The sequence below is a fragment of the Allohoeflea poritis genome (assembly GCF_027889715.1).
Classification (GTDB): Bacteria; Pseudomonadota; Alphaproteobacteria; order Rhizobiales; family Rhizobiaceae; genus Hoeflea_A; species Hoeflea_A poritis.
This window is the reverse complement of record NZ_JAPJZH010000005.1, coordinates 117,280-131,424: the sequence shown is the minus strand read 5'-3', so window position 1 is coordinate 131,424 and position 14,145 is coordinate 117,280. Positions and strand designations below refer to the sequence as shown.

Sequence of the window (14,145 nt, the reverse complement as noted above, 5' to 3'; positions counted from 1 at the left end):
GCGTTTCCTATCGGCCGTCTGCCTCGTGACCGACAATGGCGTCCAGCACTTCGCCGACGATGGTCTCCTTGGTCACGTCGCGCGACTGAACCACCAGATCGGCCTGTGCATAGACCGGATAGCGACTGTCGAGAAGCCCGGCCAGCGTCGCCTTCGGATCCTCTGTTTTGAGCAGCGGGCGATGTCCGCGCCGCCGGACCCTTTCCCAAAGCACGTCGAGATCCGCCTTCAGCCAGACCGACAGGCCGCGCCGCTTGATATTGGCGCGCACTTTCTCCTGCATGAACGCGCCGCCGCCGGTGGAGAGCACCATCGGCCCGTCGCGCAGGAGCCGCCGGATAACCCGCGCCTCAAGCGCCCGGAATTCCTCCTCGCCGTAACTTGCAAACAGGTCGGCGATCGACATGCGCGAAACCTGCTCGATCTCGTGATCGGAATCGACGAACGGGATCTGCATGGCCTGGGCGGTCAGCTTGCCGATCACCGATTTGCCGGCACCCATGAGCCCGACAAAGACGATCGTGCGTTTGCCGAGGCAGGCGCGCGCTTTATCCTCCTTGTTCCCGCCCGGTTCCGTCGGCTGGCTGTTCATGCGGCCGCTTCCATCTTCATCGGACCGGTATCAACAAATGTTTCCGCCCCGTCAAGCAGCGCCCCGTTAAGCCTCTTATCAACATGGTCCGATTCCAGCCTTGCAACGGTCCTGTGCCTCGCCCATAAAAGGGCAGACGAATCGAACCATTGGAATGAGGCATGCCGTCCCTGATCCGGTTTCTTGTGTTCTGCGCGGTGATAGCCGGCCTGGTATATGGCGCCATGTTCGCCCTGACCATTTATGTCGATCCCAAGCCACGGGAGATCACGATCCGCGTACCGACGGAAAAGGTCAATCCGAACTGATTCCGGCGCGGGCTTTTCAAACGGCGGAACGTCATGGCTGATCTGAGCCTCGCGCATCTGGAGGCCTTTCTTGAGATGATGAGCGCCGAACGGGGCGCCGCCGCCAACACGCTGATGTCCTACCGCAACGACCTTGAGGACGCCCATGCGTTTCTGAGCGGCGGCGGCGCGAGCCTCGCATCGGCAGACAGCAACGCATTGCGCTTCTATCTCCAGGACATCGCCGACCGGGGCTTTGCCGCCAGTTCCCAGGCGCGCCGCCTTTCGGCCCTGCGCCAGTTCTACCGGTTCCTCTTTGTCGAGGGCATGCGCGAAGACGATCCGACCGGCGTGCTCGATTCGCCGAAAAAACCGATGTCCTTGCCGAAATCCCTGAGTGTCGAACATGTCGGCATGCTGATCGGCCGCGCCAGAAGCGAGGCCGCGGAGGCTGGCCTTGAAAACGATGAACAGCTTGGCCGCGCACGCCTGCTGGCGCTAATCGAGCTGCTTTATGCCACCGGCATACGCGTTTCCGAACTCGTCAGCCTGCCGGCCTCCGTGGCGAGCCAGGACGACAAGCGCTTCCTGATCGTGCGCGGCAAGGGCAACAAGGAGCGCCTTGTGCCGCTCTCAACAACGGCCCGCGACGCGCTGGCGCGCTATGCGGCGCTTCTCGGCCGGCAGGAGACAACGGCGAATTCGCCCTTCCTGTTTCCGGCGCGCGGCGCCAGCGGACATCTGTCCCGGCAGGTCTTTGCCCGCGAACTCAAGGGCCTTGCCGCCCGCTGCGGAATATCGGCGAAATTGCTGTCGCCGCATGTGCTGCGCCACGCATTCGCCAGCCATCTGCTGCAGAACGGCGCGGATCTGCGCGTGGTCCAGGAACTGCTCGGCCACTCCGATATCTCCACCACACAGATCTACACGCATATCCTCGAAGAACGTCTGCATCGTCTGGTCAGCGACAAGCACCCACTTGCAATTGCCGACAAAAACCGCACATAGAGCGCCGATCTGGCGTTTTTGCTTGCTTTGCGATGCAATGGCTCTTAGCCAGAGAACCGACGCGCCCAACAAACAGCCCGAGATAACAATATAGATGCTCAACTATCTCGACTTTGAAAAACCGCTTTCCGATATCGAAGGCAAAATCCACGAGCTGAAAAAACTGGCCGGTGAGGATGAGATCATCGACACCACGGCCGAGATCGAAAAGCTTGAGGCCCGGGCAAGGGATACCCTCGCCGATCTTTATTCGAAGCTGACGCCATGGCAGAAGACGCAAGTGGCGCGCCATCCCGCCAGGCCGCATTTCCGCGACTATGCGGAAGGGCTTTTCGAGGAATTCACGCCGCTGGCCGGCGACCGAAAATTCTCCAATGACGAGGCGATCCAGGCCGGCCTCGGCCGCTTTCGCGGCGAGGCCGTCGCGATCATCGGCCAGGAAAAGGGCAACGACACCAAATCGCGTATCCGACACAATTTCGGCAGCGCCCGGCCGGAAGGCTACCGCAAGGCGGTGCGCATTCTCGAAATGGCCGACCGCTTCAATCTGCCGGTGATAACACTGATCGATACCTCGGGCGCCTATCCGGGAGTCGGCGCCGAGGAGCGCGGCCAGGCCGAGGCCATCGCCCGCTCGACCGAGATGTGCCTGAATGTGCGGGTGCCGATCGTCTCGGTGATCATCGGCGAAGGCGGCTCGGGCGGCGCCATCGCCATTGCGACCGGAAACCGCATCTACATGCTGGAACATGCGATCTACAGCGTTATCTCGCCCGAAGGCGCGGCATCGATCCTGTGGCGCGACGCAACGCGGGCAAAAGACGCGGCGGCGAACATGAAAATCACCGCCCAGGATCTGAAGCAGCTCGGCGTTATCGACGATATTGTCGAGGAACCGGTGGGTGGCGCCCATCGCGACCCGGCCGCCGTCATCGCGGCCACCGGCGACGCGATCGCCGGGGGGCTTTCCGAACTCGGCATGCTCGACGGCGACATGTTGCGGCGCAACCGCAGGCAGAAGTTTCTGGACATGGGCCGCGACCTCTGACGGCAGGCGTGTTTACAAATTTGTGAAGTCCGGCACATTCGTCATTGTGGTAAAGATTCCGGAAACATATCGGTCATATTTTGGGCGACTTAGGGTGTTTGTGTTTGCCGCTGATTGCGGCATGTGACCGGCATGCGGTCCGTTGACAGGTTTGAACGGACGGGAACGTATGCGCCACACGGATGGGAAAGGGGCACTGTGCGTCTGATCGGCTGGAAATCGGTAATCGCGGTATCGGCTTTGTCCCTGGCGCTCGCTGGCTGCCAGGACGTGCTTGAATCCGTCGACAACAAGGCCGAATACGAGCTTCCCCGGAAACTGGTCAACAAGATGAAAGCCCAGGATCAGCGTGTGCGCGCGCCGATCATGATGCGCATCTTCAAGGAAGAGGGCGTGCTCGAGGTCTGGAAATCGAAAGCCTCCGGCCGCTACGCGCTGGTCAAGGAATACGAGATCTGCAAGTGGTCGGGCGAACTCGGTCCGAAATTCAAGGAGGGCGACCGGCAGGCGCCCGAGGGCTACTATCATGTAAAGCCCTACCAGATGAATCCCAATTCCAGCTATTACCTGTCTTTCAACATGGGCTTTCCCAACGCCTATGACCGTGCCCACGGGCGCACCGGTTCGCACCTGATGGTCCATGGCGCCTGCTCTTCGGCGGGCTGCTATTCCATGACCGACGAACTGATGATCGAGATCTACGCCTTTGCGCGTGAGGCCCATCGCGGCGGTCAGAAAGCCTTTCAGGTACAGGCCTACCCGTTCCGCATGACGGCCGAGAACATGGCGCGGCATCGTGACCACGAGCACTATGAATACTGGAAGATGATCAAGGTCGGCTACGATCATTTCGAACTGACCAAGCAGCCGCCCAAGGTCGATGTGTGCGAAGGCAGATATGTCTTCAACCAGGTGCTGGAGGAAGAAGGCGACGAATTCCACGCGCAACGGGCCTGTCCGCCGTCACAGGCGCCGCAATCCCTGCAACTGGCCTACGCCGCGCATTCCAAGCAATATGAAAAGGACTATGTCGAGGCCGTCAATCAGCTGGAAAAACAGAAGATGACGCCTGCCATCGCAACGCTCCTGGGATCCGGCACGCAGAAGAAACAGAGCGATATCGAAAATACCGCGACACTTCCGCAGCCGGCAACCAACACAACATCGGCGAACGTGCTTCCGCCGCCGCCCGCATCGCAGGCAGACAGCGTCGCCTCCGTTCCGATCCCCGCCCCCGCCGATACCGCCAGCGCCGGAGCGAAAAAACCCCGCGCCAAGAAATCCTGGTGGCGGGTCTGGTAGCTGCAATGAGCGACTCCGACATCGCCGCGCGCTACGACCTGCGCGGCCTCAAATGCCCGCTGCCCGTCCTCAAGACCCGAAAAAGAATGGTATCGCTCGAGCCCGGCGCGCTTGTATGGGTTGAGACCACCGATCCGCTGGCGGTCGTCGATATCCCGCATTTCTGCAGCGAAGACGGCCACAGGCTGGTGGAAACCCGCACGGTCGACGGCGGCCACCATTTCCTGATCGAGAAGAGGCGCTAGAAAAACTCTGAGTCAGAGTTTGTGCCCCGGAATGGACAGCGGATTGTCTTCCAGCGCCTGCCGGTCCGGCGTGTCGACCTGCGGGCGTCCGCTGAAGGCGGCGAACAATCGGTTGACATAGCTTTCGTCGAGATCACGGGTAATCACTACAAGCCGTGTGGTGCGATCCGCGTCGGGCCACCCGGGAAGCCGCGCGGGCGGATGGAATATCGACTGCACCCCATGGATGACAACAGGCCTTTCGGGATCGTCGGCAAGCGCGACAATCCCTTTCATACGCAACAGCTGCTCCCCCTGGCTGGAGCGCAGCAGATCGATGAACATCTCCAGCGCACCGGGATCGATCGGCTTGTCGTGCTTGAGCGTGAAGGCCTTGATCCGCGCGTCGTGGCGGTTCACATCATGTGCGTGATCATGGCGCGGGTGATAGGCCTCGTCCCGCAGCCAGCGGGCGACATCGGCCGTCTTCGTCGCCGGATCGTAGAGCCCGCAGTCGAACAGTTTCGCCACGATTTCGTCCTCGTCATGCGAGGAAATCTGAGGCGCGCCGGGATTGAGCCGCATCAGCCGCGCCGTAAACAGCGCGAATTCCTTGGACGCCGGATCGATCAGGTCGGTTTTGGTTAAAACGATCCTGTCGGCAACGGCCACCTGTTTGATCGCCTCTTCGTGTTGGTCGAGCGTGTGTTCGCCGTTGACCGCATCGACGGCGGTGATCACACCGTCCAGCCGGTAGTTCTGCATCAGTACGGGATGCGCCATCACCGCATGCAGGACGGGCGCCGGATCGGCGAGACCGGTGGTTTCGATCACCACCCGGGCCAGCGTCTTTATGCGCCCCGTCTGCAGCCGGTCGACGAGGTCGGCGAGCGTGTCAACGAGTTCGCCGCGCACCGTGCAGCACAGGCATCCGTCGGAAAGTTCGATGACGCCGTCGCTCGATTGCTCGACGAGAAGATGGTCGATGCCCACGTCCCCGAATTCGTTGATGATCACGGCTGTATCGCGCAGGTTCGGATCTTTCAGGATACGGTTCAAGAGCGTCGTCTTGCCGGATCCAAGAAAGCCGGTCAGCACAGATACGGGAATGGGTTGAAGCGGGCGCATTTCGGGTCAGAGGCTGGGCCGCGCCCTCGGCACCGGGACATCGGCGGCCGGCTCTTCGCGCACCACCGCGACCGGGCCATCAATATCGCCGACACCATTCGGCCGCGGTTTGGGCACCGGGATCCTGCCCGAAGCCAGCGCTGCGGGCACGCTGCCCGTCAGGCGCACACGCGCAGCACGCGCCTGCCTTCCGAGCGGCGCGATATAGGCCGACTTCAATGTCAGCCGGCCACTGGCATCGCGCCCGTCATTGCGGTTCTTGCGTGCTTCCTGCGAGCAGACCTGGGGCCGCAGGTCGACGATCTGCAGCCGGTTCTGACCGTACGGCCGCAGTTTATACAGCGACGGTTTCGCAAGGCCGGGCGTGGTCAGTCCCTTTTGCAGGAGCCGGGCGGATTCGACGGCCCTTTCCTCCTGGTCCATCGCGCCGAGAACCACTGAAACAACGGTCCGCCCCCTGCGTGTCGCCGAGGAGACCTGGTTGAACCCGGACGAGCAGATAAAGCCGGTCTTCATGCCGTTCGCGCCGCTGAAGCGTCCGATCAGGATATTGTAGTTCGTATAGGTCTTCTTGCCGGTGGTGATCGCTTCGAGCGAGAAATAATGACTGTACTGCGGGAACTCCCTTTTCAGGGCAACGCCCAGAACGGCCATGTCGCGCGCTGTCGTGCGTTGCCCCTTGCCCGGCAAACCATTGGCATTGATGAAGCGCGTGTCCGTCATTCCGAGGCGGGCCGCCTCATTGTTCATCATGGCAACGAAGAAATCGTGGCTGCCGGCGATGGTCTCGGCGATGGCAATCGAAACGTCATTGGCCGACTTCACCATGATGATCTTGACCGCATGGTCGAGCGTCAGCTGCGATCCCGCCTTGAAGTGCATCTTGCTCGGCGGCGCCTTGGTGGCGTTGCTGCTGATCGTGACCGGTGAGTTCATGGTGATCGCGCCGGCCTGTACCTGCCGGAACACGACATAGGCCGTCATGAGCTTGGTGAGCGAAGCCGGATACCAGCGCTGGAAAGCGTCCTTGTGCTCAAGCACTTTTCCGGATTCCACATCGACCACCATCGTCGGGCCGGCGGCCCGGGATGCGGCCGTCGATACGGCGAAAGCAAGGAGAATTACAAAGATCGTCGCAGGCACACTCGTCATAAGGCGCATGGCTGAATTCAAACCCCAGAGGAGAAAAGGACACGAATTGTATGTACCCGAAAGCTGCCTTATATGCCATACATCTGATCAGTACATTAGCAAGAACGAGGTATAGTTGATGCCGATATTGAACCGCGCCGCCGAGTTGCAGGCAGAAGTCACTGAATGGCGCCGACATCTTCACGCCCGGCCGGAGCTTCTCTATGACGTTCACGAAACGGCGGCCTTTGTCGAGGAGAAGCTGAAAGCCTTCGGATGCGACGAAGTGGTGGCCGGCATCGGGCGCACCGGCGTGGTGGCGTTGATCAAGGGCAGGAACGGCGGCACGGGCAGGGTGGTCGGATTGCGCGCCGACATGGACGCGCTGCCGATCAAGGAGACCACGGGAAAACCCTGGTCCTCGACGGTCGACGGCAAGATGCATGCCTGCGGTCATGACGGCCACACCGCCATGCTTCTGGGCGCCGCCAAATATCTCTCCGAGACACGCAATTTCGACGGAAGCGTGGCAGTCATTTTCCAGCCGGCCGAAGAAGGCGGCGGTGGCGGCGACGCGATGGTCAAGGACGGCATGATGGAGCGCTTCGAGATCGACGAAGTGTTCGGCATGCACAACATGCCCGGCCTGCCGGCGGGCGAATTCGCCACCTGCACCGGCGCGATCATGGCGGCGACGGACGAGTTCACCATCACCGTACGCGGACGCGGCGGCCACGCGGCCATGCCCTACCAGACAATCGATCCGATCACCATCGCTGCCCAGATCGTCTCCGGCCTGCAGCTGATTGCCTCGCGCAACGCCAACCCGCTGGACTCGATCGTCGTTTCGGTGACCAAGTTCAATGCCGGCAGCGCTTATAACGTTATCCCGGAAGAGGCCGAACTCGCCGGCACCGTGCGCACGCTCAACGCCGACCTGCGGGCGATGGCCGAGCAGAGGATCGAGCAGATTGTCCGCAATATCGCCGATGCGCATAACGCCGAAGCGACCGTGAAGTACAAGCGTGGCTATCCCGTCACCTACAACCATCCGGAACAGACGGATTTCTCCGTCGAGATTGCCGGTGAAATCTCGGGATCCGAAAAGGTCAATGCGACGGCGACGCCGACCATGGGCGGCGAGGACTTTTCCTTCATGCTGGAAGCCCGGCCCGGGTCCTTCATCTTTATCGGCAACGGCGACACGGCCGCGCTGCACCATCCCGATTTCGACTTCAATGACGAGATCATCCCCTACGGGATTTCCTATTGGGTCAAACTCGCGGAAACGGCGCTCACGAAGAACTGACGCACCAGGCGGGGCCGGGAGCGTCTGTCGGGTTCAAAGTCCGATCGAGACGTCGCGCCCCGCCGATTTGATCGACACGGAAAATCCGGCGATCAGGTCGATGAAGGCGATCACCGTCAGGATGAAGAAGACATCGGTCGCAGCCTCCCTGACCAGCAGGAATTCGACCAGAAACGCCACGAAGACGATTGCCGACAAAAGGTGATCGACCACCGACCATCCGCCGCTCCGCGTCGCTTTCAGAATCTCGACGAACAGCAGAACCAGCGCGATGACGATAAGGAGGTCCGAATACTCCATCATCCAGCGCGCGCCCGAGATCATGTTCAGGCTGAGCACCTGCGTGGACAGCCACGCCGTGCCCGCCGCCTCGAACGGCCCGAAAATCATAGCGTTGTAGATGATCAGCGGAAAGATCATCAAAGGAATAGCCGCAATCATGAATTCGCACCGCCCCCGGTTCGAAAGATCTGAACAGATCTGTGCTGGATCAGCTCTATCACAGATCATAAACCTGCGTGCAGCTGTCGAGAGCGATTAGGTAAAACATGGTTACCGGCGAAATCATGGCAGAAGATATCGGGCGGCAAAAAGAAAGGCCGGCTTTGAAGCCGGCCTCCGCATTCGGTCATGTCGACAAGTTCAGTCGTTGTCTTTGTTGGTCAGCACCTGGCGTCCGCGGTACATGCCGGTCTTGAGATCGATATGGTGCGGACGGCGCAGTTCGCCTGAGTTCTTGTCTTCGACATAGGTGGGTGCCTTGAGCGCATCGGTTGCGCGGCGCATGCCGCGTTTCGAGCGGGTCACTTTACTTTTAGGTACGGCCATTTTCTTCTCCACTCGCGGGCAATACGTGCTCTTCGGCCGGATCGGGCCGAAACGGACACGTGTCAATCTCGGAAATTGCGCGGGCTTATACATGGCTATGCGGCGTTTGGCCAGCACCCGCGCGCATTTTTTTGCCGAATCCGGCGCAGGGCCGGTCGCGCATCAAACTTCGTCTTCCTCGACGATCCAGCTTTCGGCCCGGCCGGCCGCCTCCCATTCTTTCCAGGCCGGCAGCGATTTGATGTGGTCCATGTAGGAAAGCGCCGCCGGGTCGGTGGTCAATCGGTAAATGTCGAACCGGTTGACCACCGGAGCAAACATCGCATCTGCAGCCGTGAAATGGCCGAAAAGAAACGGTCCCCCGTGGCGCTCGAGACACTCCCGCCAGATCGTCTCGATCCGTCGGACATCCCGTCTGGCGGCCTCCGAAACGTCCAGTGACGCCGGTTCGCGCCGCATGTTCATCGGGCACTCCGACCGCAGCGCGGAAAACCCGCTGAGCATCTCGCAACTGATGGCGCGCGCATGGGCGCGGTTGTCGTGCTCATGCGGCCACACATGCTTGGTGTAGAACAGATCATTCAGATACTCCATGATGGCCAGCGATTCCCAGATCCGCAGATGGCCATGCTCGAGCACCGGGACCTTGTTGGTCGGCGAGAACTCCGAGAATGCCGGGTTCCCCGCCGCCATGTCGAAGGGAACCAGTTGTTCCCTGAACTCGATCTCCAGCGCCCGCAGCGCGAACCATGGCCGGAACGACCAGGACGAATAGTTCTTGTTGCCGATATAAAGGACAAGTTCGCTCATGGCTGTTTCTCCTGCGCGGTGGGTAAAAAGACTGCCGGGCTAGGGAATACTAAACCGCAGGCACCGCCGAATACCAACGAATAGGATCAATTCAATCATAAAGGCATTTGATATATGCGCCCGATTGCAGCGCCCGCCTTTCGGCAAGGCCGGCCAGGCGCACCATGCCCCGTGATGGCTTGCGCGGATGGCGCAGATAGGGATTTGGAAGCGTCACTGCCAGATAGGCGGATTGCCGGCGCGTCAGCCGGGCAGCCGGCACATTGTAATAGTGCTGCGCCGCCGCTTCGATCCCGTAGACACCGGGCGCCCATTCCGCAACGTTGAGATAGATCTCCATCAGGCGGCGTTTCGACCAGATCGTGTCGGCCGCCATGGCCAGCGGCACCTCAAGCACCTTGCGCACATAGGAGCGGCTCGACCAAAGGAAGAGATTCTTGACCGTCTGCATCGGAATAGTGCTGGCGCCGCGCGGCCGCTCGCCCTCCAGCGCCTCGTCGATCACCAGATTGATGGCGCCCCAGTCGACACCGTCATGAAAGCAGTATTTCCCGTCTTCGGACATGAGCACGGACTGCACCAGCGCCGGCGCGATATCGTCGAAATCCACCCATTCGCGCTGATAGCCGCGCATCAGCACGGCATCGCGCAACATCACGGTCGAAACCGGATGAACGAATGACGGCTTGTAGCACAGCATCAAGATCAGCGGCACCAGCACGATCACCAGCACGATCCTGACAGCCAGACGGCGCCAGGACGAGGCGCGGGCACCCTTCTTGAGTTTGCGTTTTTTCTGCGCCAAGGAACCCCCGCTGCATATTGGCCCAAATCTCAATAAAGCAGCCGCGCCGCGATTTGAACCACCGCGCGGCGATTCCGATCCGGCAAACAAACCATTGCTGCAACGGCTGTGCCGTGCGATGACGGCAGCATGACAGGCGACGCACCGGATTTTTCACAGCGGCTGGCTGAACGGGCTGCCCAGGTCGAAACGGTCCTTGAGGGCATTCTCGATCCGCATCCGCAGAAGGGTGAGATCGCACGGCCGGCCCATCTTCTGGCCGCCATGCGCCACGGGGTGCTGAATGGCGGCAAGCGGCTGCGGCCCTTTCTGGTCCTGGAAACGGCGGAACTGACCGGCGCCGATTCCGAGGCCGCCCTGCGTGTGGCGGCGGCCCTGGAATGCGTTCACTGCTATTCGCTGATCCACGACGATCTTCCGGCGATGGACAATGACGATCTTCGCCGCGGCCTGCCGACGGTGCATGTCGCATTTGACGATGCCACCGCGATCCTCGCCGGCGACACGCTCCTGACCATAGCTTTCGAGATCATCACGGCGCCGCAAACGCCGGCCGATGACAGCCGCAAGACCGCGCTTGTGCTTTCGCTTGCCCGGGCGGCCGGCATCGGTGGTATGGCGGGCGGTCAGGCGCTGGACCTTGCCGCCGAAACCACGACGCCGGACGAGGCCGGCATCATCACCCTTCAGGCCATGAAGACCGGCGCACTGCTGCGCTTTGCCTGCGAGGCGGGGGCAATCCTCGGCGAAACGTCCGAAGAGGACCGCGAATGTCTGATCAGGTTCGGCGAGGCGATCGGGCTGGCATTCCAGCTCGCCGATGACCTGCTCGACGTAACCTCGGACAGCGATCACATGGGAAAAGCCACCGGCAAGGATGCCGAGCGCGGCAAGGCGACCCTTGTGGGACTGCACGGGCAGCCATGGGCGCGCCGGCAACTCTCCGGCCTTGTCGAGGAGGCGAACGCACTGCTCGATCGCTTTGGCGACAGGGCGCTGATATTGCGGATAGCAGCGCGATTCATTGCCGAGCGCGACCGCTGAACGGCCCGCGGCTCCGCCATTTATCCGTTAATTCATAGGCTTAATGGCACGTTAACGGTTCCCTGAAAAAATACCCGCGCAATCATGAAGATATGCCTGCATCCGATTTGCGCGTTTCCCGGGTTTTCCCGCCGCCGCGCATAGCTTGCCGATGCAGTGAATGCGCAAGCGTGGCCAATTGCCGGTCACATCGGCTGCATAATTTATCGATTGACGGGTACATGTATGGGCGAGTTGGCCGAAAATCCGAAGGGACGGAAAGGGATATCGATATTCCTGCGGGTCAGCTATGTCACGACCATCCTGCTCATCGGCGGCATCTGTATCGTCTTTTACGGCGAACAGCAGGCACAAAACCGGGCGATCAGCCACTACGGGCTGATGGTCAAATGCATCGGCGAGCTCGATGATGCGCTGGCGCAACTGGCCGGCAGGGCGGCGCAGGTCGAAACCCTGCAGGACGATGCCGGTGTCGAGTCGGTCAAGAAGGGTCTGATCTTCCGGCAGAATGCCGTGAAGACGGAATTCGAGCGTTTCCGGGAGCTGTGGCTGTCGCCTGAAACGCCGGAATCGCTGCGCCAAAGCGTCTATGCGGCCGACCGTTACATGCGCGCGGACGATCCATTCAAACAATATCGGCAGATCACCGATACGACGGACGTCGAAAACGCCGAAACGGTCGACGACCTGCGCTGGGCCGGCAAGGTTCTCTTTTCGATCTATGACAGTTTCCTCAATCAGACGGGCGCGAAGGTCACACAGACAATCCTGGATTCGCTGAAGGAAACGACCATCACCCAGGGCCGGCGTGTCCAGACCTTCCTGCTCACCACCATCGCCGTGCTGCTGGCGCTCGGTCTATTCGTCTTCCTTCCCATCGATCTGCTTCTGTGGCGTGCCCTGCGCAAGCTGGATCTGGCCATCGCCCAGGCGCGCCAGGAAAGCCGCAAGGCAAAGGCGGCGGAAAAGACCAAGTCCGAGTTTCTGGCCAATATGAGCCACGAGATCCGCACGCCCATGAACGGCGTGCTCGGCATGGCCGAACTGCTTGCGCGCACGGATTTGTCCAACAAGCAGCGCACATTCACCGATATCATCGTCAAGTCCGGTCAGGCACTGCTGACCATCATCAACGATATCCTGGACTTCTCCAAGATCGACGCCCGCCAGATGCAGCTCAACCCGGCCCCCTTCAGCCTGCGCGAGGCAATCGAGGACATCGCCACCCTTTTGTCCGGCAGCGTGGCGGAAAAGGACCTGGAAATGGTTGTGCGTTACGACCCGCAACTGCCCGACGCCTTTGTCGGCGATGTCGGTCGCATCCGGCAGATCCTGACGAACATCATCGGAAACGCGGTCAAGTTCACGGACCGCGGCCAGATCATGGTCAACATCCAGGGCGCCGCGTCCCAGGACACCGCCGACATCCGGATTTCGGTCAAGGACACCGGACCCGGGATTCCCGCCGACAAGCTTGGCATCATCTTCGACAAGTTCAGCCAGGTGGACGGATCCTCGACGCGCAAGTTCGAGGGCACCGGCCTCGGTCTCGCCATCGCCGCCGGGCTGGTGGAACTGATGGGCGGGCGCATCGGCGTGGAAAGCGCCGTCGGCAAGGGGTCGAACTTCTGGCTCGAACTCAAGCTGCCGATCAGCCGCGCCACAGAACACGCAAGACCCGAGACCCCTGTCGACATCAACGGCGCACGCATCATCCTCGTCGACGGCAACAGGATGAGCCAGGATGTCGCCCGCGAACAGCTACGCAGCTGGTCATTCGACTGCGCCGCGGTGGAATCCATTCCTCTCGCGACCGGTCTTGCCCGCAAATCCGCCGAACTCGGCCTGCCGCCCGGCCTGATCATCCTGGATACACCGGTTCCCGAGGAGGCCGCCGGACAGCTGCGGACGGCGTTGGCCGCAACGCCGCCGATTGCGGAAATTCCCATCCTCCTCATGACCGCCGTCGACCATGTCGGAACCGCCGAATTGTGCGAGCGGCTCGGCATCACCGGTTATGTAACCAAACCCGTGCGCGCCTCGTATCTGCTCGAGACGATCACCGCGATTTTGACGAACAAGGCGACCGGCCATAAGCAACCGGCAGCCGGTCTCGAACCGGCACCCGAGGAAAACGGAACCGCACGGGCAGCGGACCGGCCCGTCGTCTCCGGCAATGCCCATCCTGAACCGGCGCCGCAGCGAACCGGCCAGCCATCGATCGACATCCTTGTCGCCGAGGACAACGAGGTCAACCAGATGGTGTTCGACCACATGCTGGGTGAAACGGGTTATGCATTCCGCATCGCCAATGACGGGCAGGAGGCTGTCGAGTTGTGGCGCGAACTCAAACCCCGCCTGATCCTGATGGATGTTTCAATGCCGCGCATGAACGGCTATCAGGCGACCACCCATATCCGAAAGCAGGAGGCGGTCGAGGGCGAGCATACGCCGATTATCGGTGTCACCGCCCATGCGCTCAAGGACGACCGGGCCCGTTGCCTGGAGGCGGGCATGGACGACTACATGCCGAAACCCATCTCACCGGAAAAACTGGCTCAGAAGATCGAGGCCTGGCTCGCCGAGACTGATGAGGCGGGCACCTACCGCGACACTGCTTAGGCAAGCG

General features: G+C 61.2%; 15 protein-coding genes. 8 read left to right on the top strand and 7 right to left on the bottom strand.

Going from position 1 to position 14,145, the window contains the following annotated elements; translation table 11 throughout:
* Nucleotides 1-7 precede the first annotated feature (7 nt).
* On the bottom strand, nucleotides 8-592 hold the full coding sequence (locus OOZ53_RS09930) for a shikimate kinase (protein ID WP_271089340.1): 585 nt from the start codon (nucleotides 590-592) through the stop codon (nucleotides 8-10).
* Nucleotides 593-753: 161 nt separating this feature from the next.
* Between OOZ53_RS09930 and OOZ53_RS09925 the strand changes: the two genes are divergently transcribed.
* The 5 genes from OOZ53_RS09925 (at nucleotide 754) to OOZ53_RS09905 (ending at nucleotide 4,482) form a co-directional block, all read left to right on the top strand.
* On the top strand, nucleotides 754-900 hold the full coding sequence (locus OOZ53_RS09925) for a histidine kinase (RefSeq protein WP_271089338.1): 147 nt from the start codon (nucleotides 754-756) through the stop codon (nucleotides 898-900).
* Nucleotides 901-933: 33 nt separating this feature from the next.
* Complete coding sequence (locus OOZ53_RS09920) at nucleotides 934-1,887, top strand: site-specific tyrosine recombinase XerD (RefSeq protein WP_271089336.1); 954 nt, start codon at nucleotides 934-936, stop codon at nucleotides 1,885-1,887.
* 94 nt (nucleotides 1,888-1,981) lie between these two features.
* On the top strand, nucleotides 1,982-2,935 hold the full coding sequence (locus OOZ53_RS09915; RefSeq protein ID WP_271089335.1) for an acetyl-CoA carboxylase carboxyltransferase subunit alpha: 954 nt from the start codon (nucleotides 1,982-1,984) through the stop codon (nucleotides 2,933-2,935).
* 198 nt (nucleotides 2,936-3,133) lie between these two features.
* Complete coding sequence (locus OOZ53_RS09910; protein ID WP_271089334.1) at nucleotides 3,134-4,237, top strand: L,D-transpeptidase family protein; 1,104 nt, start codon at nucleotides 3,134-3,136, stop codon at nucleotides 4,235-4,237.
* Nucleotides 4,238-4,242: 5 nt separating this feature from the next.
* The gene (locus tag OOZ53_RS09905) at nucleotides 4,243-4,482 is read left to right on the top strand and encodes a sulfurtransferase TusA family protein (RefSeq protein ID WP_271089333.1); all 240 of its coding nucleotides are present in this window, start codon (nucleotides 4,243-4,245) and stop codon (nucleotides 4,480-4,482) included.
* 12 nt (nucleotides 4,483-4,494) lie between these two features.
* Here the strand turns inward: OOZ53_RS09905 and OOZ53_RS09900 are convergent, their stop codons facing one another.
* The gene (locus OOZ53_RS09900; RefSeq protein ID WP_271089331.1) at nucleotides 4,495-5,589 is read right to left on the bottom strand and encodes a CobW family GTP-binding protein; all 1,095 of its coding nucleotides are present in this window, start codon (nucleotides 5,587-5,589) and stop codon (nucleotides 4,495-4,497) included.
* Between the two features lie 6 nt (nucleotides 5,590-5,595).
* The gene (locus tag OOZ53_RS09895; protein ID WP_271089329.1) at nucleotides 5,596-6,750 is read right to left on the bottom strand and encodes a D-alanyl-D-alanine carboxypeptidase family protein; all 1,155 of its coding nucleotides are present in this window, start codon (nucleotides 6,748-6,750) and stop codon (nucleotides 5,596-5,598) included.
* 109 nt (nucleotides 6,751-6,859) lie between these two features.
* Between OOZ53_RS09895 and OOZ53_RS09890 the strand changes: the two genes are divergently transcribed.
* Nucleotides 6,860-8,029 carry a M20 aminoacylase family protein gene (locus OOZ53_RS09890; RefSeq protein WP_271089327.1) on the top strand — a complete coding sequence of 390 codons (1,170 nt, stop codon included), beginning with the start codon at nucleotides 6,860-6,862 and terminating at the stop codon, nucleotides 8,027-8,029.
* Between the two features lie 33 nt (nucleotides 8,030-8,062).
* Here the strand turns inward: OOZ53_RS09890 and OOZ53_RS09885 are convergent, their stop codons facing one another.
* The 4 genes from OOZ53_RS09885 to OOZ53_RS09870 form a co-directional block, all read right to left on the bottom strand.
* Nucleotides 8,063-8,470 carry a hypothetical protein gene (locus tag OOZ53_RS09885; RefSeq protein WP_271089326.1) on the bottom strand — a complete coding sequence of 136 codons (408 nt, stop codon included), beginning with the start codon at nucleotides 8,468-8,470 and terminating at the stop codon, nucleotides 8,063-8,065.
* Nucleotides 8,471-8,671: 201 nt separating this feature from the next.
* On the bottom strand, nucleotides 8,672-8,857 hold the full coding sequence (gene rpmF / locus OOZ53_RS09880; RefSeq protein WP_271089325.1) for a 50S ribosomal protein L32: 186 nt from the start codon (nucleotides 8,855-8,857) through the stop codon (nucleotides 8,672-8,674).
* Nucleotides 8,858-9,019: 162 nt separating this feature from the next.
* Nucleotides 9,020-9,667 carry a glutathione S-transferase family protein gene (locus OOZ53_RS09875; protein ID WP_271089324.1) on the bottom strand — a complete coding sequence of 216 codons (648 nt, stop codon included), beginning with the start codon at nucleotides 9,665-9,667 and terminating at the stop codon, nucleotides 9,020-9,022.
* A 91-nt stretch (nucleotides 9,668-9,758) separates the two neighbouring features.
* Entirely contained in the window at nucleotides 9,759-10,415 is a 657-nt protein-coding gene (locus OOZ53_RS09870; RefSeq protein WP_271089541.1) for a biosynthetic peptidoglycan transglycosylase, read from the bottom strand.
* A 186-nt stretch (nucleotides 10,416-10,601) separates the two neighbouring features.
* Between OOZ53_RS09870 and OOZ53_RS09865 the strand changes: the two genes are divergently transcribed.
* Nucleotides 10,602-11,516 carry a polyprenyl synthetase family protein gene (locus OOZ53_RS09865; RefSeq protein WP_271089322.1) on the top strand — a complete coding sequence of 305 codons (915 nt, stop codon included), beginning with the start codon at nucleotides 10,602-10,604 and terminating at the stop codon, nucleotides 11,514-11,516.
* 225 nt (nucleotides 11,517-11,741) lie between these two features.
* Nucleotides 11,742-14,138: a response regulator gene (locus OOZ53_RS09860; protein WP_271089320.1), complete on the top strand. Its 2,397-nt coding sequence runs from the start codon at nucleotides 11,742-11,744 to the stop codon at nucleotides 14,136-14,138.
* Nucleotides 14,139-14,145: the final 7 nt, after the last annotated feature.